Source organism: Mucilaginibacter sp. P2_D11 (assembly GCF_056404435.1).
Genome location: NZ_JBFUEA010000001.1, coordinates 24,132 through 49,551, shown reverse-complemented (window position 1 = coordinate 49,551; position 25,420 = coordinate 24,132). Strand labels below are relative to the sequence as shown.

23 protein-coding genes are annotated in these 25,420 nt (G+C 48.9%); 5 read left to right on the top strand and 18 right to left on the bottom strand.

Annotation, left to right across the window (positions count from 1 at the left end; translation table 11 throughout):
- Window positions 1–281: 281 nt before the first annotated feature.
- The 7 genes from AC1DXC_RS00220 to AC1DXC_RS00190 form a co-directional block, all read right to left on the bottom strand.
- Window positions 282–1,109, bottom strand: coding sequence for an alpha/beta hydrolase (locus tag AC1DXC_RS00220; RefSeq protein ID WP_477457106.1), 828 nt, complete (start codon window positions 1,107–1,109; stop codon window positions 282–284).
- 249 nt (window positions 1,110–1,358) lie between these two features.
- Entirely contained in the window at window positions 1,359–2,744 is a 1,386-nt protein-coding gene (locus tag AC1DXC_RS00215; protein ID WP_477457105.1) for an SGNH/GDSL hydrolase family protein, read from the bottom strand.
- Between the two features lie 5 nt (window positions 2,745–2,749).
- The gene (locus AC1DXC_RS00210; RefSeq protein WP_477457104.1) at window positions 2,750–5,041 is read right to left on the bottom strand and encodes a GH92 family glycosyl hydrolase; all 2,292 of its coding nucleotides are present in this window, start codon (window positions 5,039–5,041) and stop codon (window positions 2,750–2,752) included.
- A gap of 423 nt (window positions 5,042–5,464) precedes the next feature.
- Window positions 5,465–8,002, bottom strand: coding sequence for a glycoside hydrolase family 38 C-terminal domain-containing protein (locus AC1DXC_RS00205; protein ID WP_477457103.1), 2,538 nt, complete (start codon window positions 8,000–8,002; stop codon window positions 5,465–5,467).
- 230 nt (window positions 8,003–8,232) lie between these two features.
- Window positions 8,233–9,621: an SGNH/GDSL hydrolase family protein gene (locus tag AC1DXC_RS00200; RefSeq protein ID WP_477457102.1), complete on the bottom strand. Its 1,389-nt coding sequence runs from the start codon at window positions 9,619–9,621 to the stop codon at window positions 8,233–8,235.
- Window positions 9,622–9,765: 144 nt separating this feature from the next.
- Window positions 9,766–10,587, bottom strand: coding sequence for an alpha/beta fold hydrolase (locus AC1DXC_RS00195; protein WP_477457101.1), 822 nt, complete (start codon window positions 10,585–10,587; stop codon window positions 9,766–9,768).
- 300 nt (window positions 10,588–10,887) lie between these two features.
- Window positions 10,888–11,883 carry a YncE family protein gene (locus AC1DXC_RS00190; RefSeq protein ID WP_477457100.1) on the bottom strand — a complete coding sequence of 332 codons (996 nt, stop codon included), beginning with the start codon at window positions 11,881–11,883 and terminating at the stop codon, window positions 10,888–10,890.
- Window positions 11,884–12,065: 182 nt separating this feature from the next.
- Between AC1DXC_RS00190 and AC1DXC_RS00185 the strand changes: the two genes are divergently transcribed.
- On the top strand, window positions 12,066–13,073 hold the full coding sequence (locus AC1DXC_RS00185) for a LacI family DNA-binding transcriptional regulator (protein WP_477457099.1): 1,008 nt from the start codon (window positions 12,066–12,068) through the stop codon (window positions 13,071–13,073).
- A 16-nt stretch (window positions 13,074–13,089) separates the two neighbouring features.
- Here the strand turns inward: AC1DXC_RS00185 and AC1DXC_RS00180 are convergent, their stop codons facing one another.
- Complete coding sequence (locus AC1DXC_RS00180) at window positions 13,090–13,854, bottom strand: SGNH/GDSL hydrolase family protein (RefSeq protein ID WP_477457098.1); 765 nt, start codon at window positions 13,852–13,854, stop codon at window positions 13,090–13,092.
- Between the two features lie 987 nt (window positions 13,855–14,841).
- Between AC1DXC_RS00180 and AC1DXC_RS00175 the strand changes: the two genes are divergently transcribed.
- The gene (locus AC1DXC_RS00175; RefSeq protein ID WP_133229858.1) at window positions 14,842–15,063 is read left to right on the top strand and encodes a hypothetical protein; all 222 of its coding nucleotides are present in this window, start codon (window positions 14,842–14,844) and stop codon (window positions 15,061–15,063) included.
- Here the strand turns inward: AC1DXC_RS00175 and AC1DXC_RS00170 are convergent.
- Together AC1DXC_RS00170 and AC1DXC_RS00165 are read right to left on the bottom strand one after the other, a co-directional pair.
- Window positions 15,060–15,752, bottom strand: coding sequence for a hypothetical protein (locus AC1DXC_RS00170; RefSeq protein ID WP_477457097.1), 693 nt, complete (start codon window positions 15,750–15,752; stop codon window positions 15,060–15,062). The two genes, AC1DXC_RS00175 and AC1DXC_RS00170, sit on opposite strands and share 4 nt — an antisense overlap.
- A 66-nt stretch (window positions 15,753–15,818) precedes the next feature.
- On the bottom strand, window positions 15,819–16,457 hold the full coding sequence (locus tag AC1DXC_RS00165) for an START domain-containing protein (RefSeq protein WP_477457096.1): 639 nt from the start codon (window positions 16,455–16,457) through the stop codon (window positions 15,819–15,821).
- Between the two features lie 249 nt (window positions 16,458–16,706).
- On the opposite strand from AC1DXC_RS00165, the gene AC1DXC_RS00160 reads away from it, so the two are divergent.
- The 3 genes from AC1DXC_RS00160 (at window position 16,707) to AC1DXC_RS00150 (ending at window position 18,783) form a co-directional block, all read left to right on the top strand.
- Entirely contained in the window at window positions 16,707–17,291 is a 585-nt protein-coding gene (locus tag AC1DXC_RS00160; protein ID WP_477457095.1) for a Crp/Fnr family transcriptional regulator, read from the top strand.
- Window positions 17,292–17,382: 91 nt separating this feature from the next.
- Entirely contained in the window at window positions 17,383–17,802 is a 420-nt protein-coding gene (locus AC1DXC_RS00155; protein ID WP_477457094.1) for an ester cyclase, read from the top strand.
- A gap of 9 nt (window positions 17,803–17,811) precedes the next feature.
- Window positions 17,812–18,783 (top strand): zinc-binding alcohol dehydrogenase family protein, encoded by a 972-nt coding sequence (locus tag AC1DXC_RS00150; protein WP_477457093.1) that lies wholly within the window; start codon window positions 17,812–17,814, stop codon window positions 18,781–18,783.
- Between the two features lie 61 nt (window positions 18,784–18,844).
- On the opposite strand, the gene AC1DXC_RS00145 is transcribed toward AC1DXC_RS00150, so the two are convergent.
- The 8 genes from AC1DXC_RS00145 to AC1DXC_RS00110 form a co-directional block, all read right to left on the bottom strand.
- On the bottom strand, window positions 18,845–19,342 hold the full coding sequence (locus AC1DXC_RS00145) for a GDYXXLXY domain-containing protein (protein ID WP_477457092.1): 498 nt from the start codon (window positions 19,340–19,342) through the stop codon (window positions 18,845–18,847).
- Window positions 19,329–20,399: a DUF4401 domain-containing protein gene (locus AC1DXC_RS00140; protein ID WP_477457091.1), complete on the bottom strand. Its 1,071-nt coding sequence runs from the start codon at window positions 20,397–20,399 to the stop codon at window positions 19,329–19,331. The genes AC1DXC_RS00145 and AC1DXC_RS00140 overlap by 14 nt, the downstream gene beginning before the upstream one ends.
- Entirely contained in the window at window positions 20,386–21,369 is a 984-nt protein-coding gene (locus tag AC1DXC_RS00135) for a DUF2157 domain-containing protein (RefSeq protein WP_477457090.1), read from the bottom strand. The genes AC1DXC_RS00140 and AC1DXC_RS00135 overlap by 14 nt, the downstream gene beginning before the upstream one ends.
- A gap of 119 nt (window positions 21,370–21,488) precedes the next feature.
- Window positions 21,489–21,914: a QcrA and Rieske domain-containing protein gene (locus AC1DXC_RS00130; RefSeq protein ID WP_477457089.1), complete on the bottom strand. Its 426-nt coding sequence runs from the start codon at window positions 21,912–21,914 to the stop codon at window positions 21,489–21,491.
- A gap of 19 nt (window positions 21,915–21,933) precedes the next feature.
- Window positions 21,934–22,881, bottom strand: a complete 948-nt coding sequence (locus tag AC1DXC_RS00125; RefSeq protein ID WP_477457088.1) for a DUF5777 family beta-barrel protein — start codon at window positions 22,879–22,881, stop codon at window positions 21,934–21,936.
- Window positions 22,882–22,885: 4 nt separating this feature from the next.
- The gene (locus AC1DXC_RS00120; protein ID WP_477457087.1) at window positions 22,886–23,446 is read right to left on the bottom strand and encodes a YceI family protein; all 561 of its coding nucleotides are present in this window, start codon (window positions 23,444–23,446) and stop codon (window positions 22,886–22,888) included.
- Window position 23,447: 1 nt separating this feature from the next.
- Window positions 23,448–24,743 (bottom strand): porin family protein, encoded by a 1,296-nt coding sequence (locus AC1DXC_RS00115; RefSeq protein WP_477457086.1) that lies wholly within the window; start codon window positions 24,741–24,743, stop codon window positions 23,448–23,450.
- On the bottom strand, window positions 24,740–25,387 hold the full coding sequence (locus AC1DXC_RS00110; protein ID WP_477457085.1) for an RNA polymerase sigma factor: 648 nt from the start codon (window positions 25,385–25,387) through the stop codon (window positions 24,740–24,742). Before AC1DXC_RS00110 ends, AC1DXC_RS00115 begins: the two co-directional genes overlap by 4 nt.
- Window positions 25,388–25,420: the final 33 nt, after the last annotated feature.

The window sequence follows — 25,420 nt, the reverse complement described above, 5'->3', positions numbered from 1 at the left end:
AGCGGCGAAGCTTCAATACTTTTTATATTTTTTGGCTTAAAAATCGTTTTAGCAAATCCTACGAAAACACAGGTTCAACAGCTGGGATTATACTAAAGCAATAATTGGTTTATAATTCTGGTATTAATTATAACGCTAATATAGTTTGTAAAAACGATTTAGCAAACTTTTTTCGCGTTTTTTCCATTTTTAATAATTTGCATAGCTACAACGCTATTGTTTAACATTTTAACAAGTTTTAAAACAGTTATTATCAATGTTTTTAACAAAAGGTACCGGGCTTATTTATCACCGTTAAAATACCTGCTAAAAAACAACGCCTGATAGGTAATGGAGTTTCCCCAATATTCCCACGAGTGCCCGCCGGGCCGCACGGTGTAATCGTGTGGTATCTTGCGCTCCAGTAGCTTCTCGTGCAATTCCTGGTTGCCGCTGTACATACCATCATCGTATCCGCAATCAAAGGTGAGGGCCAATGCGTTTGGTTTTATCAAATAAATAAGGCTTACCACGCAGTGCTGCTCCCATACTTCGGGATGTTCGCTGTATTTGCCCAGCAATTGCTCAATGCCATAGCTATCGGCAAACTGGCGTATATCCACCACCCCACTCATACTGCCCGCCGCACCAAACACATCCTGGTGCTTAAACGCCAGGAAAAGCGCGCCATGCCCGCCCATGCTTAAGCCGGTAATGGCCCTCCCCTTGCGGTTGGCTATGGTAGCGTAATGGCTATCGATATAACTTACCAGTTCCTTGCTGATGTAGGTTTCGTACATGAAATCCTTATTTACCGGACTATCGAAATACCAACCTGCGAAAGCCCCATCGGGACAAACGATGATGAAATGATAGGTATCGGCCAGTTTGGTAATGGCCGGTATCTTCTTAATCCAATCGGTATAGTTGCCGCTAAAGCCGTGCAACAGGTACATCACCGGGTATTTTTTTGTGGCGGAGTAATCGGCAGGCTTTATCACCACGGCCTTCAGGTCGCGGTTCATGGCAGCGCTGTGGGTAAGCGCGGTATCAACCGTTGCAGCCGACACCTTAAGGCCCAAAAATGCAGCGCAGATAAGCAGCAGCGCGATAGTTCTTTTGATATTCATGGTATTAAGATATTTTTCAAAGGATGGCGATGGGTTTGAACCAATAATTTTCGGAACGTTCATTTATTTCCCTCTCGAGAGGGGGCGCGCAAGATTGTGTGATGGCAGGGGTGTGTTCGCCACTATGCAATAGTACAATGCATAGTACACGAACACACCCCTCCCCCCTCTCAAGAGGGGAATCGCACCACCCCCTGCATGCTATTGTTCGGAACATTACGGTTAAATACATCGTTAAGCTTAACTATATTATTTAGACGCAGTTATTTCAATACGATGGGTTTGCGGTTTGTTGATGGCGTATATCTGGTCGGTAAGCACATCCATCTCTTTTTGCCAGGCATCGCGCAGGCTTTTGTAGCGGGCCCTGCTGTAATTATCCTTGTTGCCGTTTACGAAGATGTTGGTGGCGGCGTACTTTTTAACCGTATCCATAGCGGCGTTATTGTCTTTATACAACATGCCTTTTTCTTTCAGGAAATCGTACTCCATCCACATGTAATTCCTCAAACGGCGTTCTATTTCCCAGCGCTCTTCATTCAGTTCGCGTATCTGTATCGCCTGCTGGTATTGCGGAGTGCTGGTAATTTCGGCCAGGTTTATGCCGCCGGCAAAATCCGCAGCAGCCCAGGAGCCCATTTTTTCGCCATCGATAAGCAAATCGTAATTACCTGTTGCAAGGTTTTTCACGGTAAGCATCTCGCGGTTAAAATCATTGGTGAAGGGGATTATCCTAAGCGCTTCCGATTGTTTTTTGCGGTTGCCCCAAGCCCGGGGGATGGTATCTATCGGATAAGGCAAGGAGTTTGCTAAGTAATTGAAAGATATCGATTTAGCATTTGCAGATAAATTCAGCACTTTGCTGTTTACGGCCTTGGTAACGGTTTTAGCAGTAGCGTTGATGGCTACATCGGCCACTACGCTGTTTGCCAGGCCCTGCGTTTTCAGGAACAGGTAGGCCATCACCAGGTGACCATCGTTATCGGGGTGTATGCGGTCATTTGGCGTTAGGCTGAACGTGGTGTCTTTCAACTGCTCGCGTTTGTTGATGGCATCCATGGGGTGGTAAAAATCCACGAAACCCCAGTTGTTCTTTTGTGCCGATCCCTGCTGGTACTCGATTACTTTAGAGAATGCCTCAGCTTTACCAGGGTACAGGTTTTTAGTGGTGAATTTGCTGGTAAAATCATACGGCGAGCCCAGTATTAATATCTTGCGGATGTCGGTGCGCTTCTTCAGTTTAGCCACCAGATCCTCATAGGTTTTGTAGCTGCCCAGCAGGCGGTTATCTATAAACTGCTGCCCATCCTTACGGTACCATTCAAAATAGCCGGTATCGTTCATGCCCCAGGTAAGGGTTAGCACGGTGGGATTCCTCTTCAGCACATCGTCATCAAAACGGGTGGCTATCTGCCCTATAGCGTCGCCGCCTATACCCACATTGTAAAAAGTAACGCGGCGGTTGGGAAAGTGCGTCATGTAATACAGCCAGATGTAGGAGTGGTAATGCCCACCATCGGTTATGCTGTTGCCCACGAATGCCACGCGGTCGCCGGCTTTAAAAGGCGCCACCGTTTGGGCATTTGCACCCGCGAATAGCCCGATGCCTATGAGTAATGAATAGAGTTTTTTCATATTTGTTAGTTGATGCCCCAGCTTTTATTCGGCTCTGCCCCCATGGTCAGCTCCAGCGTGCCGCCCGCGGCTATTTCGGCATAATCGATATAGCATTTGTTATAGGTTTTGCCGTTTAACTTGGCGCTTTGTATGTAAATATTGCTTGCCGAATTATTCCTGGCGATGATACTGAACGCTTTGCCTTTGGCGTATTTAGGATCGAGTTTGAGGGTTACTTTATCAAAAACCGGACTGGTAATTTCCTGCCTTGTATCGCCGGGGGTAACGGGATGCAGGCCGCTTGCGGCAAGTACGTACCAGGCGCTCATCTGCCCCACATCCTCGTTCCCCACCAAACCCTCTACCGAGTTTTTATAGGCGCGGCGGCAGATTTCGCGCGTCCATTTTTGGGTGAGCCACGGCTGACCGAGGCGGTTGTACAGGAAAGGCACATGATGCACCGGCTCGTTGGCGTGGTTGTAATAATCATTCCACATCATGTTATCAGGCGTTTTGGCGAAAAGGTTATCCAGGTCGGCCAGTGCTTTTTGCTTGCCGCCCATTAATTCTACCATGCCATCCACATCATGCGGAACGAACCAGCCCTGCTGGTAGGGATTTGTTTCGAAGGTGCCGTACCATTGCGTCATCCGGCCGGAATCGGGCCAGGCTTTCCATTGCCCGTCATCCTCTTTCGGGCGGAACCAGCCCTTCTCCTTATCGAAAATGTTTTTGTACGATTGCCCGCGTGCCAGGTATTTTTTGGCATCCGCCGGGTGCTTAAGCCAGGTAGCCAGTTGGCCTACGCACCATTCGTTATAGGCATATTCCAATGTTTGGGCTATGCCGATATTACCCGGCGCGAAGCCTTTATCGCCGTTGCCGAATTTCTCCACCGAGCCAACGGCTAAATCATAGGCCTTGGCAACATCATAGTTGCGGATGCCTTTGGCGTAGGCATCGGCCAAAACGGAGGTCATAGGGTTGCCCAGCATACAGCCGCTGTAGGCGTTGAGCAGCTCCCAGCGTTCGAAATAGTTTTTCTGTTTCTGGTCGGCGAGGGTTACCATCGAGTTCACCAGATCGTTCACCAGCGATGGGTTGATGATGGTTTGCAGCGGCATCTGGCTGCGGAAAACATCCCAGCCACTGAATATAGTGCGCTTCTTGAATATTGCGCTTTTGTGTGCTTTGCCATCGCCGCCGGGGTAGTTGCCGTCTACATCGCTGATGATGCGGGGATCTATCATGGTGTGGTACAGCGCGGTGTAGAATACCTTCTTTTGTTCGAGGGTGCCGCCCTGTACGACTACTTTGGCCAGAGCCTTATTCCAAAGTGCCGTGGCTTTTTGGCGCAGGGCATCGAAATTCCAATCTTTAATTTCGGCAAGCAAATTGTTTTTTGCTCCCGCGATGCTCACGAAGGAAATGCCTGCTTTCATCAGCACCTGCTCGTTTGCAGTGGTGGCGAAGTTGGTGTAGAAACCTAAGTGTTTCCCTTGTTTTTCTTTGATATTCTTCAAAATAGCGGCGTTTGCTACCACATCCTGGTATTTATCGCTGCCTACTTCTTCGCGCTTGCGCAGCCAGCCATCGGGGATATCTGCGCTCCAAACGCCATAATCTTTTAGCGGCTTGCTGAATTTGGCGTAGAAGTAAACGGTGTAATCGGCATGGCCGTCGCCGTTGCCCCAGCCGCCGCCCTCAGGTGTGCATTTCATCCAGCCTTCTATGGTATAGGCATCTACCACCTTCACATATTGCAAAGTAGAGGTGCCCCCTACCCTGCGGGCAAGATCTATCTGTATGCGCGAAAGTTTATTCTTTGGGAAGGTAAAGCGCAACATGCCGCTATGTGGCGCGGCGGTAGCTTCCGCCTTGATGTTGTTATCGGTAAGCAGCACGCTGTAGTAGCCTGCAGAGGCCTTTTCACTGAGCTTGGCGTACATGCTACGGTAGCCACCCTCGGGATGGGCGATGGTACCGGCTTTAGTCCTGAGCGGACCAGCAGTAGGCATTACCAAAAAATTACCCAAATCGCCGTACCAGCCTATGCCGCTCATTTGCGTAAAGGCAAAGCCCTCGATGCTGGTTTGCTCGTAGCTGTAACCCGAGCCGTTGTCGCCGCCGGTGATGGTATTGGGGCTAAGCTGCACCATGCCATAAGGCGTTGCCGCCCCGGGGAAGGTTTTGCCGAGGCCATGGTACACGCCCGCATCGGCCGTGCTGGTGCTTGCCCCTATGAAGGGGTTAACGTACGATGCCGGGTTTTGCGCGCACAGCGTTTGTGTGGCCAATAAGCCCGGCAATGCCATTAGGGCAAGATATTTTCTGACAGGGTTAAACATTAAGCTCTTTTACAATTGGTTTGCCGGGACGAGGGAATACGCGAGCAAATTATCGCTTATGCCAAATAATCCCGGCCGGGATGCTGAAAAAATATAAAATATAAATGCAGGCTTTGCTGCGTAATCGGTTTTATAATAAGCCCAATATTAGATAAGAAAAAACGATTTAGCAAATTTTAGAGGAAATATTTTTCAGAGGGGTAAATCGCACACTAAGCGGAAGATTTACTTAGCGATGGGTTTCAAACCCATCGCTAAGTAATATTAAGAATCGTCATGCCGAATTTATTTCGGTACCCCACACGGCAGGTGGCCGATATGCAAAGCGGGTTAGCATGGTGGCCACTTTTATGAAGAGGTGTTGAAATAAATTCAAGATGACGTTTGTAATTATTTCGAACGCCTCGCATTCACCAACCTCACCATGCGGATACCGAATTTTGGCATGCTGAGCGTTGTGCTCAGGCCACCTGCATTTAAGCGGGTTAGCTGTAATGCGGCCCCAACCCTGCCATCCAGCTCGGTCAGCAATGCCTTATCTGCCTTTAAATTGAATATCACTTTGCTTTTTACGTTGCCTGCGCCGGTATTGAACAGGCGCACCAGCATATCGTTACCCTCAAAGTTTACGGCTGATATTTCATAGCCTGCGGGCACTTGTATCAGGGAATTGGAGGATGCCGAGACCGATGCCACCGCAACTAAAGGCTCATTCCATTTCCTGCTTTCTGCTTCAATGCCGGCCTTGTCCCAAACACCTGAGTGTGGTAACAGGGCGTAATGGATAGTAGTTGGGCCGGTTATGCTATGGTCGCGGTTCCAGAGGCCCATGCCGGAGTATTGGATGTTTAGGGCCAGCGGGAAATCCTGACCGTGGGCGTAATTGGTAGTATGGTCGGTAAACAGGGCCATGCCGTATTTGCCTGCGCCGTCCGTAACATCAACCCAGTTCAAAATCACGTTATTCTTGATGCTGTCCCAACGGGTAAAAAAGGTATTATCCAACCTGCTTTCGGTAACATCGAAGGGGGCATTCTTATAAACTTTTTGCCCCTTAAGGTTTAGCGGGAAGTAGGCCAGCAGTTTGCTGCGGTCGTCGTAAAAGGCCTTTATGGGGTTATCTAAACGGTACATACCTTTTGGCGTTGCCGCTCCGATGCCGGTGTTGCCTTTCCAATCGATTTTCAGGCTCACATCAATACGCGGCTGCCCCTGCGCCAGGGTGAGGGTTTGGGTGTAATCCGTTCCGTTGATAATGCCTTTTATGGCGAGTTTTACCTGAAGCGGACCATCCTCCAATATCACAACCTTTGCCGGGTTATCCGCTGTCGATTTAAAGCCGCCGTCGTTATAAAAATTGCCGCGCAACTCGTTAAAGGCGCGGACGTTTGTTTGGTCTATAAATTCCTTATTATCTAGTTTTTTGGCGATGATGCTTTTGATAGCGCCCCCCTTTTCCGGGTCGATGATGATTTTGTAGAGGTCGGTTTCGATAAGATATTTGCCATCGGCCATTTGCTTCAGCAAGCTGCCTGCACGATTAGCGCTATCTTTTAGGGTTAGCCGGTAAGCGACGTAACCCATAGCCGGCACAATTGCTTTGAACGCCACATTGGCCTTATCGGCAGATAGCTGCGCCGCTACCGGTTTGCCTTTTGCATCTAACAGCACCAGTCCGTTGGGGCTCAGTCCTGATGGCAATTTAAATGCCACCATCTCTGCCCTGTTGCTGCCTGTGGTATTGAAAACCGTTACGTACCGGGCTTTGCTTTTGCCCTTGTCAAGGCTTAGCTGTGCGTTATTGATGATGCTATCGCAGATGGCGTTGGTGTTATTGGTCCACTTTACCACTTTATCTGCCCAGGTATCGCCGGGTTTGCCGTTGTAAGGCACTATCCAGCAATCGTGATGCTGGGATAATAACAAAGTGCGCCATGCCGAATCGAGCTGTGCCTGCGGCCAGGGCATTCCTTTATATATTTTAGCCATGGCTGCCAGTTTTTCAGCCACTACCAGCTTGTTTTCTGATACCCTCACCTGCTGCGCTATGTGCTGCATCACCTGCGAACCCCAAACCAGGCTCACCAGCACATCCTCCTGCGTAAACCGCCAGTCCTCGCGGGCATCGTTCTTCGCAATGTTGCCGAAATAGTTGCGCCAGGTAGTGTAGATGCTATTGATGCTACCCTTTTGCCCGCTGCCGATAAATGGGCCCTCTTTCCAGCCGGCATCCTGCAAAGTCATGCCGATGGGGTGCGGCATACCGGCGGCGATTGCGGCGTTGATGTATTGCGGCGCGTTGTTCCAGGCGATGGTTTGCCAGGTCGATTTCGGCGAAAGCTTTTCCACATCGTACCGTGGAGATGTGATGATACTACTGCCATCGGGACCAATCCAGTTCACCAACTCGCCGGAATGGCTTTGCGTATAGCCGCCCCAGCAGGTATTTGGATTTTTGAGCGATGCATATTTGATGCCGAATGAAGTCAGGATTTGGGGCAAGGCGCTGGTGAAGCAAGGCTCTTCGGAGGAATAACTGCTGAACACCGCCGTTGGGAAATGCTCGCGCACCAGCTTCATGCCATAACTAAACTGACGGATGATGCTTTCGCCGGAGATATTGTAATTATAGCTTTGCGCGTAGGCAGGGTTAACGTATTCGATACGACCGTTGAGGGATTGGTCGGCAAACAGGGCTTTAAAATCTGCATATGCGGCCGGATCCACAGTTTTGGCGCGGGCCCAGGTTTCGGGCTCCAGTTCGATGTTTATCTTCCAGGCGGGGTTGTTCTTCAGCATATCCGCCATAAAGCGGGTATTCCAGTCGGGGTAATGCCCCCATATGCCGCCATGGTAACCATCGATATAATAAGCCGTTTGCGCGGAAGCAGCGGGTGCAATCAAGGTAATAAGCGCCACTAATGCCACGCGGAGCGGGGAAATCGCTTGTAAATTCTTTGTTCCCCTCTCGAGAGGGGGCGCGGTGGGTTGTGTGATGGGAGGGGTGTGTTCGCCACCTTGCAATGGCAGAATGCATAGCGTGCAAACACACCCCTCCACCCCTCTCGAGAGGGGAATCTCACATTCCATCGCGCGCAATATTTTTAAAAGCGATTTCCAAGTCGCGCGGATGATGTTCAGGTAGGATTTCATCAGATTCAATTAACTAAGGTAATGCGGAAGCGATGCGGCACAGGCTTGTTGACTGCGTACATCTCGTTGGTGAGCAAACCCATCTCCTTTTGCCAGGCATCGCGTACGGCCTTGAAACGCGCCTTTTGGTAGGAAGGCAGGGTAATAGCCACAAAGAAATCCTTCTTGGCGTACTGCTGCAGCGAATCTACCGTTGCGTCACCATCGTTGAACAGAAGGCCTTTAGGTTTGAGGATAGAGTAGTGTATCCAGTAATATTCGCGCAGGCGGCGCTCTATGGCCCAGCGCTCTTCATTGATGTGCATCACGGCCAGGGCCTGCTGATATTGCGGTGTAGATTTTATCAAAGCCAGGTTAATGCCCTGCGCAAACTCCCCTCCGCTATAGATGCCGATGGCTTTACCATCGATACTTAACTGATAAAGCTTACCCTGCAGGCCGCTTACCTGCAGCATTTCCCGGTTAAATTCCTCTGTAAAAGGAATTATCTTCAGTGATTCGGATTGTGCCTTATCCGGCCGACCGAAACCGCTGGGGATAGTATCCATAGGGTATGGCAGGGAATTGGCCAGATAGGTGAATGCGATATCCTTTGAGCTGATGGATGGCAGCGTAATTAAGCAGTTTTTTGCTAAAACGATTTTTTTATTTAATGCGTTTATTGCGACGTTGGCGACATCGTTGCCCGCTAAACCTTGTGCCTTGAGGAACACGTAGGCCATCACCATTTGCCCATCGTTAGTGGGATGTATGCGGTCGCTCCCCTCCAGAGTGAAGGCAGAATCTGTCATCTGTCCACGCTGGTTGATGGCCGTCATCGGCTCGCCGAAATCAACGAAGTCCCAGTTTTGCTCTTTTGCTTCCGCCTGTTGCTTTGCGGCGATTGACCGCATCGCAGCATTCTTTTTCAGTAAGGGCGTCGCCTTTATCTTAGCCGTTTCGTCGTACGGCGAAGAGCCGATCATAATTTTACGCACGGCAGGGTACTGTCCCAGTTTATTGCTTATCAAAGCGAAATTCTTTAAGGATTCGGCCTCCTTTGCTGCGTAAACCGAGTCGGCCTTGGTGCCTTTGAGATTTTGGTAGCCCGTATCGTTCATGCCGAAGGTAAGCGTAACCACCGTAGGTTTCTTAGCGAATACGTCGCCGTCCAACCGTTCGTACATCTGCCGGGCAATATCACCGCCGATGCCGGCATTGAAGAATTGCATGCGCCTGTTGGGGAAGTGGGTAAGATAATAAAGCCAGATGTAAGCGTGGTAATGCCCGCCATCGGTAATGCTATTGCCGGTAAACACTACCCTATCGCCCGCTTTAAAGGGTTTGATGGTTTGCGCGTAAAGGCTGCTCGCGGTATAAAAAACAAAAAGGATAGCCAGTAAACTTCGTTTCATGAAACAAAGTTATAAAAAGCTAAATCAATTTAGCTTTTCTGAAAGTATTTTTTGCGCTTGTAACCGATTAGATACTTAACCCAATGGATAATAAAAAAGCTGCCGCTATAGCAGCGGCAGCTTGGTAAATAATTTAAGCCTTTATTATGCTTTTATAAAGGCCAGTAAATCTTTATTGATGGTGGCTGCTTCGGTAGTCGGCATGCCATGTGGGAAGCCCGGATAAGAAATCAGGGTGCCGTTCTTTAACAGATTAATGGCCTTTGCGCCGGTAAGCGGGTAGGGCACTATCTGGTCGTCTTCGCCGTGCATGATTAGTACGGGGATATCTACGCTTTTCAGGTCCTCGGTAAAATCCGTTTCAGAAAAAGCCTTGATGCAATCGTAATGGGCCTTTATGCCGCCCATCATGCCCTGGCGCCACCAGTTATCTTTAACGCCCTGCGAAATCTTTGCACCTTCGCGGTTATAGCCGTAAAATGGCGTGGTGAAATCCTGGAAATATTGCACCCTGTTAGTTGCTGTACCTTCGCGGATACCATCAAATACCGACAGCGGGATGCCTTCCGGGTTTGCATCAGTTTGTACCATTATGGGGGTAACCGCACTAATTAATACCGCTTTGGCTACGCGGCCTTTGCCGTATTTGGCCACATAGCGTATTACCTCGCCGCCGCCGGTAGAGTGGCCAACGTGTATGGCATCTTTAAGGTCCAACGCTGTTACCAATGCGTCAACATCGGCTGCATAAGTCTCCATTTCGTTGCCGGTTGCGGTTTGGGTAGAGCGACCGTGCCCGCGGCGGTCATGCGCTATAACGCGGTAGCCCTGCTCCAGGAAAAACATCATCTGCCCGTCCCAATCGTCGCCGGATAGTGGCCAGCCATGGTGGAAAACGATGGGTTGCCCTGTCCCCCAGTCCTTATAAAAAATTTCGGTTCCGTCTTTTACTGTAATCGTACTCATGATTTTTTGATTTTGCTTATATGAACATTGAATTAGGGCAATTTTTGCTGATGGGGTAAGGACGGGGGCAACAATACGGCCTTACACAATCCATCAAAACGCCGGGAAATGGCCTGCCGGTAATGTGCAGGCCCGTGCTAATGCCGGCTCCGTTTTACGAAACTAAATTAGCAAATAATGCACAGCCCTGGATAAGCCCGAAAAAAAGTCACATAAAAATTACACAAAAGAGCAAAAGCCGTGGGTTTGTTGAAAACGGGGGCTAATTTGGCTTTATAGCTTGGAAACACCTTTGCTATATCAGCGCTGCAGGTCGCCATTGTCAGGATTGCCTGGCTCATCAAGCAGTTGAATGTAGGTGCTCGGCCCTAAATCGGGCTTGTCCCAGGAGGAGAGCGCCCAAACAATCTTTTTATCCGGCGTTACCTCAAATACCTGTACAGTACCTGCCCATTCTTCGGTTTTATTATTGCCCGCCACCCAGCTGCATATTACGGTGTTGCCGTTGGCCAGCCGGTTTGCGGTTTGGGTATTGCCTAGTTTGAAAGGCGCATCGGTCCTGGTAAACTCCCACACGGTTTCCCCTTTAGGGTTCACTTCGCGGGTGTAACCCAGGCCATCCCCGGATATCAGGGTGTTGCCGTTGTGCAGCCTTATGGCCGACCAGGCCGAAGGCGCATCTACCGACCATACTTCCTTGCCATCCAAATCGAACTCCACCACTTTTTTTTCAGCAAAGAGGCCAATCATTATCGTCTTTTTTCCGGGCGTTATACGCACATGCCTGAATTGCCCGTGCGGACTGGTGGATGCCGTGGGGATAACGATTTCTTTTAACAGCGTGTTGGTTGCAGTGTTAAATATCAGCACCTTGCCTACCGGGCCATTCAAAACCATCAGCACGCTATCCTTGCCAATGGGCTGGCAGGAGTGCGTTTCGGTACCGGGCGCGCAAATGTATTGCCATATAATATTTTTTTGTGGGGTGATGATACCGGCGCCCGACATGCAGGCATATACAATATTACCATTGGATAACAGCGTAGCATCATCAAACTCCTGTATGCCCCCCGTAGCGGTGCGCAGCGGCACCGAATATTGCCAAACCACCTTGCCCCCGCGCACTAAAAAGAGCGATTGCGCCTTCGGTTTCCGCATATCCCACTCGCCGGCGTATAAAAAATCGTGCTGTTTAAGGCCTTTTCCGGGCAGCACATAATTGCCGCTTTTATTTTGTGCATGCGTGCTAAGGCAGCCGAACGTTAGCACGGCTAATATTAATGAATTTGGTTTCATGATGCGTGGGATCTGATGAATGGAGATATTTCTCCCTAATCGGTTTATTTACAATGCTATATTAAGGCTTCATGTAGCAAATATCCTGTGGGCATGGATATATATTTACGCAATCGTTGCCGATAATACTTTTGGCAGGCTGTACTAAATAGCCTTATAATTGTACTTTAGTTTATAAAGGAATGTACCGGCCCGCTACTATAAAAGACATCGCCGCAGCTTTGAACCTGTCGCCCTCCACGGTATCGCGGGCGCTGCGCGATGGCTATGAAATAAGCGCCGAAACAAAGAAGATCGTAGTAGCTTACGCGCAAAGCGTAAACTATAAGTCGAACCCGAATGCATTGGGGCTAAAAAATAAGCGAAGCTACTCCATAGGTATTGTGGTGCCTGAGCTGGCCAATAGTTTCTTTTCGCAAGCTATTGCCGGCATCGAATCTGTAGCGTACCAAAAGGGCTATCACACCATCATCACCCAAACGCACGATTCTACCGAAAGGGAAACCATCAATGTAAACCATCTGGCCAACCGCTCTGTAGATGGCTTGCTGATATCCATGTCATCGGGCACCACGGATTATGATTTCCTGACCACCCTTTACGATAACGGACTGCCGATTGTTTTTTTTGACAGGATAATAGATGGGATAGACACCTTTAAAGTTACCTCAGACAATCTGAGCGGTGCTTTCAATGCAACCGAGGCGCTGATAGGCATGGGCTGCCGCCGCATTGCCTTATTGGCCAATGCGCCGCAGCTATCTATTACCAACGAGCGGCTTGCAGGCTATAAAAACGCGCTGGCACGTCACGATATCCCTTTTAACCAGGGTTTGGTTAGGAACTGTTACAAAGGCGGCAGCGATTACCAGGAGGTAGAGGATGCCTTAAAGGGCCTACTGGCCATAGCCGATAAACCCGACGCAATATTCATCGGCAGCGACCGTATCAGTATCTCCTGCATCAGGGCCATCAAAAACCTGGGGTTGGATACCAGCGGCATCAAAATAGCAGGGTTCTCTAACTCAGATGTGGTGGATTTGTTGCAACCATCCATCATTTACGTGCGGCAAAGGGCATTTGAAATGGGCAAGGTAGCTGTTGAAATGCTGCTGAAGCTGATAGAAAGCCGCTATCCCATAACTGAATTTGAAACCCGCGTGCTTGATACCGAGCTTTACTGCCCGTAACCGGCCCCGGCCGGGATTACCTTATGAATTTCAATTTCTTGCCAACCTGCTTAATCCACTCGCGGGCAAATAGTTCGTGGCCGTTGGGCATAGGGTGTATGCCATCCCACATCCAGTATTCGGGCGGTCCGTGCTGTTCTGCTGCTTTGGTGAAATGCTCCTGCAGAGGAACGTAAATAGCGTTGAATTCCCCGGCCAGCTTTTTGGCTGCTGCCTGTCGCGGAGTTACCTCGGCCAGGTATTTGTCCCATTGCTCTTTTACTTTGCCTACTGGCAGTATAAATGGCTCGCATATAACCAATTGCACATCGGGCATTTTCTGCATGGTTTGGCTAAGCAGGGCCCTGAAGCTGGTTTCGTAACTTTCTGCAGTGAAATTTTTATCGCCCCGAATGGCATGCGTGGTATCGTTTACGCCTATTAAAATACTCAGCAGGTTGGGTTTTAGGGCAATCGTATCTGTATCCCAGCGAGCGGCCAGATCCGGCACGGTGTTGCCGCTTATGCCGCGGTTAATGAAGTGAAAGCCTTTCTGCGGCAAGTTGTACCACAAGCGGGCTGCTATCAAATATGCATAGCCATGGCCCAGGATGTGGTTCCAATCGTTATCTCGGGTGCGGTTGCCATCGGTGATAGAATCGCCCTGAAACAGGAAAGTGTAGCCTTCGCCATCTTTACTGTGCTCGGGCAAGGGATTAGCGTTTAAGGCAGTAGGTAGTGTAATAGCCGCTGCGCTTGCAAGGGCGGCATGTTTTATAAAATCTCTTCGCGATGATGGCATCAGTCAATTTGTTTTGATGCCGTAAGGTAGTATTAAAACGGAAAAGCTGCAATCGGTTGAATTGGCCTTCTCCCGCGCTAAGGATTGAAGTGGATACCGGCCATAGCGCGTAAGGCCTGCAGGCGTATAAACGGAAAGCCTGACCCGAAGGGAAGCGCCCTAAGCTTTGGGTTGCCCTACATCCATCTACTAATCTAAAACTATGGGGCCTGTATGGGCGGGGGGTTGTATTTCTTCTATACGTTCTACGCTACCGTCCTTATTTTTTTTACAACCCAGCCATCCTGGGCTACAATAGTATAGCCCATGGTATCCATTGCTTCCTGAGATACTATCTTCATGGCTTTTTTTGTTGCACGAATCACCACTCTTTTGGTCAAATACGCTTCCTGTGCATTCATAAAGTTAAAGTAACGGATTTTTAAGATTATAAATCATTATCGACTTCCTAGTTTTAAAATACCGTTCAATCCTTGAGGAGGTAACCTGCGGGGACCTCAAACTATCTTGAACTTAGCCACATTCGTCGTTGCTGCGAAGCGCGGCAACCACCGACTAGCAGAGTCGCTTTACAAATCTCCCCTGCTGCGGCTCGCAATGACGATATGGTGAAAAGAGCGGCTGCCGTCCCCTAATTACTCAACACCGACCTTACCGTATCTGCCTGCATGGCCCTAAATATGCCGCAGCCGTTGGTAATATTGCCGGGCGGGTTAAATAACCTTACCTCGCTGGCCCGCGAGGGCATCGGTTTAAAAACATGAAAAGGCGGCTGGATATTTTGTACTCCGGCAAGCACAACTGGCTATTACCGATGACGGCGCGAAATTTTCGGCGATGCTGGAGCTTGAGTTATCTTAGCACATTGCCATTTTTACCTGTAGCTTTATTACCCAGCAATGCGCTTTAAGTTTACCTTTGTTGCTTATAATGTGATATATTTGAGTATTGCATGCAAACATTGGTTTGCCCCGTAAATAAAACACCATGAAACACGACGAGGTAGTTGCAGCGCTTAAAGTTATTGCTGAAAAAGGCATGGCCATCCACATCAGCAAAGAAGACCTTAAAGACCTGAGGGCCTACAACCTGATAGATATTGCCAAAGGTGCCGAGAACGACCGTTCGCCGGCCTGCACCTTAACCAAAAAAGGAAGGGTGATGCTTAAGGCAAACACCAAACCCAAACCCGCAAGTCCGGAAGATTAAGCATCTACGCCAACCAATAGCAGGCGTTTATAAAACAGCGCAAATAACACCGCAGCAGCCAAAGTATGTAAGGTTATCAGCAATGGTGTTCCCATCACCCATGGAGTAGCCAGCAAGCCGCCATTCAGCAGGGAATTTAAGAAAGTAAGCACATAGCTTAATATAAACACCAGCGGCAGCGTTAAAAACCCCAATAAATACACCCAGGCATATTTATTATTGATACTGCGCCAGGCTTTGATAATTGGCGGTAACCCCAATAACAACAAAACCACCGAACATAAACATACCATTTGCGTGTGGCTTAAAGTACCTTTAAGCAGGTACCGGGTTACTACCATTTCGTCGCCACCGCCCATCATGGCCTGGCTGATTCGCCCGAAAGGGATGTTTGCGAATATCAACGCAAAACCCAAAGCTCGCATTTTCACATTTGCCGAATACAGCCAATACATCCCCAACCACATCAGCATAAAAGAAAACAAGGGCCCGGTAAGGGTAGCCACCCAGGATAAAGGGTGTGCGTTTTCGCAATCGGCACATAGCTGCCAAACGTTAAAGTCGCGGGTGCCCCAGGTTCCGCAGATGATGCGGCCCGTAGTGATGTGCACAAGTTCGTGCAGTTCGAGCATCAGCAATACCAATAACAGGAAAGCGATGATGTAGGAGAAGGAAAGTTTGATGCGCATGATAAGGTGATAATGGCTTGAGACGCCATTTAACCAATTGAGGTTACACCCAATAAAACGCGGTAATTAATCTTTTATGAAGCTCGCCCCCTTGGTATACTCCGGCTTTTGCAGTTGTTTTTTCAAACCCTGGAAGCTATTCATAGGCCCTTGCGTGGCCAGCAAATTAATGAGCCACGCCGGGATGTTGCCGGCAGGGTCTACCATTAGGGTGTAAAGCACTCTTACTTTGCCTTTTGCTACGGGGCTAATCACCCACTCACCTTTTGAGGCGGTTATCCGCACAATATCATCTTTCACGGGCACAAAACCGGCTACGGCGGGGCCATCAACTGTAACTACTTTGGTCTCGGCGTTCTGGCGCACGGTTAGGTGGGCCACAAAATCGCGGTTGGTGGCGGGCCAGGGTACGTCAATCTCCGAATAATAATAAAGCTCGGCCGGCGAAACTTGTTTAATAAGCGTGCACGATTTGGTGTGCGACACCCAGTCGGTACAACCCTTTACATCAAGCAAAACCTTCACCAGCTGCGATAGCGTGGCATCCAGCTCTGCATCTACTTTAATGGCCTTGAATTTAGACCCGTTCACCAGGCTGGTGTAAACCTTTATGCCGTCTTTCTCGGTTTTCAGTTTCCAATCGTATTGCGCCGCAACGGGAGATATCTTGAACAGGAGTAAAAAAATAGCTATATACTTATGCATCGGCCTGTCTTAATTATAAAGGCAGCAAATTTAAGGTTATAACGTGTATAGCGTAAAGGGTGCAGGTAATTATGACAAACCACAGGCAAATTGCGGGGAGAAATCCCCCATTAAGACCGCCACATGATAAACCGAAGGCACCGTAAAACCCTTTGCATTTTGTACCCTATGCCTGCATTTCGCCGGTATTTTTGTAATATTGTTATATGAGTCCTGCCGCTTCCACGCAAAAGCTCATATGACAGAGGGATGCCGATACAAAAACTAGTCGCCTACTTTAAAGATTATTTCCCGCTGAACGCCGAGGAGGAGGATGCCCTTGCTTCGCGCTTTAGCGAGCGCAGCATTAAACGCCGCCAGTTTGTGCTGCAACATGGCGATGTTTGCAGGCATTTCACGTTTGTTATTTCGGGCTGCTTAAAAATGTACGCAGTTGATAAGAACGGCAAAGAACACAACATCCAGTTTGCGGCCGAGAACGATTGGGCTACCGACCTCAGCAGCTTTTACGCCGAAAAACCCAGCAGGCTGTATATTGAAGCGGTTGAGCCAACGGTAGTGTTGCAGATAAAACACGATGAGCTATTACACTTATATATCAACTACCATAAAATCGACCATAACTTTAGGGTAATTATCGAACAGAAATACATAGCCTTACAAGACAGGGTGCTGCAAACCATCAGCTCATCTGCCGAAGAACGATACGAAAATTTCCTACAGCAATACCCTAACCTTAGCAATCGTTTACCCAATACGCAGATAGCCTCCTACCTTGGCATCACGCCCGAATTTCTGAGCACCATCCGCAAAAACAGGGTGCTAAAAGGCTGAATGCTTAAAGCATCTTAAGGGTATTTATTAAGATACCTTATGGGTTGATTTGCCATAAACCGCCCATTTTTGCCATATATATAAGGTTAAAATGACAAGCATAAGCAATAAAAAAACGATGCATCGTTTTGTAGAATTCATTAACACGGCAAGCGAAACTTTAGCCGAAGAATTAGTTTCTCCCGATGCGCTGTTTTTCGTCCCCGGTCGCGCCGAGCCCTTGCAAGGCCCTGCCGGCTACGTAGACATCGTTCAGATGATGCGTTCAGGGTTCCCGGATATCCAATGGACGCTTGATGACATGGTAGCTGAAGGCGAGCAGGTAGCTGCACGGTTTACGATGCGCGGAACACACCGCGGGACTTTCTTTGGGGTGCCCGCAACGGGGAAACCGATAGAAGTACGCGCCATGAACTTTTATCGTTTTTCAGGTAATCAAATCATCGAAGAATTTGGCCAGCCCGACCTGCTGAGTTTGCTGCAGCAAATCGGTGCGGTTCCGTCTAATTAAATGATCACCATGAAAGCTATAGTACTCCATCAACCAGGCGGTCCTGAAAACTTCGTTATCGAAGCGCGGCCCATACCTACCCCCGGCACCGGCCAGATACTGATAAAAGTAAGAGCCTTTGGCCTGAACCGCTCGGAGCTGATGACCCGCAAAGGCTTATCGCCAGGCGTTCAATTTCCGCGGGTATTGGGTATAGAGTGCGTGGGCGAAGTTGTTGCCGACCCATCAGGCGAACTCGAACCCGGTCGGAAAGTCGCCGCCTTTATGGGCGAAATGGGCAGGGCCTATGATGGCAGTTATGCCGAATATACCGTGTTACCCAAAAATATCTTAATCCCTTTCGATAGTACGCTGCCCTGGGAGGTATTAGGGGCCACTCCCGAAATGTTCCAAACGGTTTACGGCTCGTTACACATTGCCTTGAAAATAAAAAAGGGCGAAAGCTTGCTCATTAGGGGCGGCACATCGTCCATCGGCCTGTTAGCTGCTCAATTAGCTAAAAATGCAGGCTTAAGCGTAATATCCACCACCCGGAAACCGGAAAGCAAAAATGCGCTGCTAGAAAACGGCGCTGATGAAGTAACCATTGATGATGGGAACATATCCGAAAAACTAAGGGCTATACACCCCGACGGCGTAAACCATGTGCTGGAACTGGTAGGCGCTACTACTTTAAAAGACTCGCTGCGATGCGCGGCAACAGGTGGCTCGGTATGTATGACGGGGATGCTGTCTGAACAATGGTCATTCGCGGATTTTGCGCCGATGGAATATATCCCTGCGGCAGTAAACTTAACGGTTTATGATAGCGGTCAGTTGAGGGTAGGCGCGGAACATTTCCAGGCTTTCTTAGATGATATCGAGGCTGGTTCTTTAAAACCGAAAATTGGCCGCGTGTTTAAATTGAATGAAATTGCCGATGCCCACCGCCTGATGGATAGTAACGCCGCAGGGGGTAAAATTGCGGTGGTTACAGATTAACAGCTAATATTTAATTGATTTTTAATAAGTGCCATCCAAATCTCATTCTAAGCACTAAAGCTTATTTAATAAGCCGGTAATGTTCGTTATACAAACCTTCCAAAACGCTGTTGCCTGCTTCATCAACCTTTAAAGCCCCATATTTGGCGGCTTCGAAACGCTCGCCTTGCCCCTCCTCAAAAAAGAACGATTCGGCACCCAGATGTATATCGGCGAAATAGTTGTTGCCGCTAAAGAAGTATTTAATGGCTGTTTCGCCGGCTGCAAGAGGTTTCAACTCATTCTGTAAGCGGAGTTTGTGGGCAACGCCATGCGCACCTAGCTTAACTATGCAATAACCCCTTTTTGTTATAGTTGCGTGCGGCGGCAAATCGTTTAGCTTATAAGCCAGGCCCATGTAGTCGCCCTGCATCAACGATCGTGGGTCTACAGGCTTCAGTTCCAGCAATACCCTCTTGCCGGCGCTCAGCGTTTTTTCTTTGGCCATTATGCTCCAATTGAAATAGCCCAGCAATAGCAGCAGGTTGAGGACGATGATGATGTGCTTAGTTTTGCTCATAACGCTTCAATTGTTTTTTAAGGATAAACCATGCCAGCAAGAACAGCGCACCCGAGGCCATCATTATTTCTGATTTTATGAGTAGCGTGTAACTAAGGTCATAATAGTACTGGCCGGTAAAATACACCAACGCCACCAGGCCGGCTGCAAGCCCGGTACGGTGGCCGGTATGGAAACTGAGGAAGACGATAAGCAAGGCCCCGCAAATGGCGGGCGCAAATACAGTAGATGCCAGCACAAGGCCGCCAAGCATGTAAACAATCAATTTATCTTTTGCCCTAAGTGCAAGCGACTGCACTATGGCATATAATGCAAAAGCATTTACCGCAATAATGATAAGCCCCGATATATAATTATCCTGTAAGGAGCTGCTGCGAAAATCAGCAACACCCAGGTAGGCCAGTATGGCAATAAATGAAAAAAGCAGGCCATTGCGCAAAGCCATGTAGCGGGCATTAAGCGGCGGGTTTTGCGCTATCAAAGCTGTTTCCTGCAAACATAACCAGGCATAGCTCCAGGCCAATAGCAGGGTAAGCAGGTGCATTATTTCATAGGCATCGTTTATCAAAACTAAAGCAAACAAGCAACCCGAAGCTACCAGCACAGAAAAGAAATTGAGCATATACCCCGATGTAACCATGCAGGTAATAACAGCCAATATCAGTAATACCGTTGCAATGGGGTTGGCATCTACATGCAATTGCACCATGCCAAAAGCAATCATGCCATAGCTGGCCAGGTAAGAGCTTATTAAAACGGTATCTAAAATGGTGTTGGTTGATGTTTTGTTCAACCAGATGGCTCCGCCCATCACTATCACTCCAAAAAACATTGCAGCTTCGGCCGCCTGGCTCAGTACCAGGCCCACAAAACCCAAAAAGAAAAAAGTGGCCAGCAGGCCGCCGCCAATAGATAGCAATTTAATACCCAGGCCCTGGTAAGCCTCCGCATCGGCCGCCAGTTCTTTATCGACAGCATCCCTATTGATGGCTAACTGTTCGCCATGTTCTTCTGTTAAGCGGCTTATCAGCGCGTCTGTATGGTTATTGGTTTGCATGCCAGCTTTTATTTAAGGTGATGAGCGCGTTTACCAATACGGTAATACTGATGACGACGAAAAGAGCGATGAGGAGAAAAGTGCCGCCGGAATCTTCATGAAACAGGTTAATAATCCACGATGTAATAATGATGATAATGCTGAGCGGGATAATGCACAGGTAATAAAGCGACTTGTTTCGGAAGCTGTAACGTACCGCAAAGCCGTACACCAACACCATCGATAATAGAGCCGGCCAAAGCGTATCCGGGCCTGCCTCGTAATAGTTGAAAGATATACCGCTAACAATGCTGATGGTAATGCAGCCGGCCGCAGCCAATGCTACTATCTTGCTGAAAAGGGTTACAGGCACTTTATCGGCATAGTTGCGGTAATACCATTGTGCCAAAGCTATTATGGCCACGTTTAGTGCAAACAATATCAAGCAAAGCGTAGTAGTGGGCCAGCTTGGCCCCACCTGCTCGCTGTAAAGAACTATAGTGGTGTTGATGAGCAGGGTAAGGATGAGCCACAAAGGCGCAAACTCGGCCACTATGGCCCAGATAAAGATGAACACGCTCCAACCCAAAAAGAAATCGTAAGTATCGGCACCGGTTTGGTATATCTGACCGAATACCGCGAACAGCAGCCCAACCAAAAAAGACACGCCGGTAAGGATAATCTTTTTCACCACGGGCTTCAGGTTAGTAAAAAGCGCCACCAAAACGCCGGTAATAACCAGGCCCTGCACTATGCCCAGCTTCGCGAATTTGTGCAGTTGGTGCCAGTTGAAAGCAAAAAAGAAAATGATGCCCGCCACCGCGAAGGCTGTACCCAGGCCGAGCAGGGTAATATTGGTGAACCGGGCCCATTTTGCTTTGTCGGCGTAGATGCCCTTTTCCTTTAAGGTACGTTTAATGCCTGCGGCTGGCCAGTTGCTGTACCGGCTGATGATGTGTATTTGCTTGCGTGTTGCACGCTGGTTTTCCATATATAGCTTAGGTTTACAGAAACTAAAGTAGCATTTATTTACGGATACCCGCCAACAATAAAAAAGCAGCCTACCCTTTATCAGGAATAGGCTGCGCCCCTTATCAAACAACAGTTATCTTAAGCCCTCACCTTAAGGCTGGTGCCATCTATGATTACATTGTATTTTTTCAACGCAGTTAAGGCCGGGCCCTGTAATACGGCACCGGTTTGGCTAAACTTGCTACCATGCAGCGGACAGATGTAAATGGCTGACCCGGCGTTATAGTTGATAAATGTACCCTCGTGCGTGCAGGCTACCTGCACTGCCGAAAATGCGTCGGCCGAGTTACCCGCTGCAATGCGTGCCAGTATTACACCGTTGGCTACCTTGCTATCGCCCACGTTCAGCAGTTCGCTACTGAGGTTGGCGGTGAATAGGTTGCCGTCGCCATTGGGCGTTGGGTCTGCGTTTTTGGCGTTGCTGCCGCAGGATACTAAACTGCATCCTGTGCAAACGGCGGCCAGGCCTATGCCCAGCTTGGCCAAGAATTCGTGTCTTTCCATGGTTCTTTATTTAGTAGGGTTAATAAGCTGTTTTTGCTTTTTTATTGAAACTGAACATCCTCGAGATAGTAAAACCCAAACGGAACTGGCCCTTGCCCCAATCGCTCTGGCTGGCGCTGAGGTAGCTGGTTTCGGAGATAGCCTTCGCGTTGCTGAACACTATGGTGAACACGTGGCCGCCGGTTTCTATCTCTATACCTATACCCAGTGGGTCGTAAAAGGCATTGTCGCCCGTGGCATTACTGCGGAAGGAGGAGAAAGGGTGCGCATAATCGACTACGATGCCCATGCGCTTGGTCACCTTAAGCCGCCCTGCAATGCCCATGGCAAAAAAGCCGCGCTCATTGCCTGCCAGGAATGGGAAGGGCGAGTTATCGCGCACGAAAGTCGGGGTTATCTGCAGCGAGAAGTTGGATGAAAATTTACGGGCGATGATGGCCTGCGCTACATAGGCAAACCTATCGGCAAAGGTGGGGAACTCGCCGTTGTTGGCCTCGTAGGCCTTCACCCCAGCCTTACCCAAAAGTGTTACGGCAAAAGGCGTGGCATCATCTGACGTTTGGTGTACCATGGCGTATTTAAGCCCAAGGTCAATCTGCTGGGCAAATTTGCTGCGGCCGAAATCGATATCGAGGTTATCGCTTACGCCGTATTCAAAACCGATGTAGATATCGCTGGAGTTATCTAACCCGAAAAAGGTTTTTCCCCCACCCTGCGAGCCGCCGATATCACCGAAGCGGTGTATCACCAAAAAGTTGAGGTTATTCTTCTTCACGGTTTCGGTAGTGGCACCCAGTATTAACCGTGTAGATTTAAAGGTGGCGATAACGGGCTCGGCCCTGGTATCGGTATTCATGCTGTTCAACAGCGAATCGGCCGCGTTGCCGCTTTTGGCGGGCGTGGTTTGCGCCCACAGCCCGGTGCTTATCAATGCACAGGCTGCCAGGGGTATTAACTTTTTCATCATATTGTTATTGGTTTTTTTTGCTCTTTACTGCCGTGTACGAAGCCGAAACATTCATTTTGATGGTCTCCGCAATGTGCTTAAATACCAGCGTGGGGATATCGATTTTATGGTCTACACATTTCACCATAAACTCTGCCGACATGCTGATGGCACCGTTGTTCACCACCACCGTACCGGGGATGGTGCGGGTTTGTTTTACGCCGTGCACATCCAGCTCGCCGGTTACGTTTACAGGGTAGCTGCCGTTTTTAGCGATGTCGATAGCTTCCTGTATCTTCCCCTTGAAGGCGGCGCGGGGATACTTATCGCTCTCCATGTAATTCTCGTTGAAATGCTCCTGCATCAACGATTTGGGAAACTGGAACGAGCGGATATTCACGCTGAAGGCTAAATCGCCGGTGGCGGGGTTGTAAACCGATGTGCCGCTGTTGCTCACTGCCGAGATATCTTCCAGCGGGGCGGTTGAAAATAAACTGATTTTCGCGTTTTTACAGGCATAGAGGTCCTGCCCTGCCTGGTTTTTGATGCTTAACCAGGCAAGTAAAATAAGGCCAATGTACTTCATGCTACTTTGGTTTGGTGAATGAATTGATGTTCCAGTTGAAGCCGACGGCCACCCCTGCGGTATGCAGGTTTACCTGGCTGTAACCAACCGCCTTTATGGGCAGTTTCATATACGGCTGCACACTAAGGCTGAATTTTGAATTGATTTGCCGCTCGAAAGTGGCGTTTACATTTATTACGCTTAACAAATAGTTTTTAGGGTTAGCCACCGTATAGCTGGCCGGGCCATTCGGATATGCCGAGCTATAAGTGTATTTATAGTTCTCGTGCAGCATAAAGTATGATGATACCCCCGTGCCCAGCGAAAACTTGTTCTTGCGGTTTTGATAAACCTGGTAAGCAATGTTCAAAGGCACATCCAGCATGCGGCAATCGGCCGTAACGTTGGTTGGGGCGGTTTTGAACTGGTAGGCCGTGCTGTAATTGGCAAACGTTGTTGCGTAGGGTTTAATGGCATACATCGCCCCTGTAGTAAACGTCCACTTTTTAACGCTAACCGATAACATCACCCCAAAATTGCTGCCCACCTTACTCTGCTGAAACGAATTAACCCCGTTTATATCTGACGAAGCCAACACACTGATGGCAAACTGCGGCCTGCCGGAGCTAAGCGGCTTAACCTTTATTTTCGGCTTATCAGGCGTTTGCGCAGGTGCCGTCGTGGCAACGACAGGCTGGCTATTATCCGCCTTAGCACCGTTGAGCAAGACCGGTGGCGTGGTATCGCGCTGTACAGCAACTCTATCCACCCGAGTAGCCGGCACGGTATCCTTTTGGCCTGCAGCAGGCAATGTATTTTGCTGCTGTTGCGGCTGCGTTTTTAAGCCGAAGTTTGCCAATATCCTTTCGCCTGTATTTAGTGCCGCTCCCGCTTTCCTTGTTGGTGCAGGGTGTTTGCTTTGGTACAATGGGTCCATGGTATCATTCCCTGTATTGCCGTTTGGTGCGACGGGTGCCGGATTAACCGCTACACGGCCTTGCGGGCTAACCGGTAGGGCTTGCGTTTTATTTATCCCCGTGGTATCTGCACCTTTTACGGCAGGCTTCACCGCTACCGTATCATCCTTTTTAACCGTTGTTTGCGTGGGTTTAAAAAACCACCAACCCAAAACCAACAATAACATGGCCGCTATGCTGCTAACTATAGGCAGCCAGTACACCATAAAAGGGCGCTTTTTGCCTTTATCCAGCATTTGTTCAAGGGCATCCCAGTCATCCTCGTTGTAGGCGAGGTTGTCGGCAGGGTCTTCTAACCGCTTTTTAAATAAGCTATCTATTTTATCCTGCCCCTCTTTCATCTCCTGATACCGTTATTAAAAAAAGCGTTCCTGATTTCGCTGCCACACATAGCTACGATGGGGTTGTAATTCATCCCCCCGTTGTAGTTGTTGCCCCTGTTATTGGCCGCTTCGTCTGCTTTTAAAATCATCACTTTTAATTTATGCCTCGCCTTATGCAAGTTAGATTTAGACGTTCCCGGGCTGATGTTCAGCATATCGCCGATCTCTTCGTGCGAGTACCCGTCTATGGCAAACAGGTTAAACACCGTGCGGTAGGCCTGTGGCAGCTGCTGCACCATACGCAGCAAATCCTCGTAGTTGAGGTTGCTGTCAACCAGTTCGCCATCGGTCAAATGCTCTGCCTTGTCCAGGTCGTCGGTATAAGCCATTTTGAGGTTTGCCCGGTAGTAATCTATCGATACGTTCATCATAATGCGCCCCAGCCATGCTTTGAAAGGCCGCGTGGTATCAAACCGTTGCAGGTGGGTAAACACCTTCATAAAGCCCTGGTTCATTACCTCGGCAGCCTCCTCACGGTCATTAGCATAGCGCAGGCATATCCCCATAGAAAAACCGTAGAATGCCTTATACAGCATCTTCTGGCATTTCCGGTCCTGCTTTATGCAGCCCTGTATCAGTTGATGTAGCTCTTCGTCGCCCATGCCGGGAATTAAATTTTACGCGCCTATAAATTT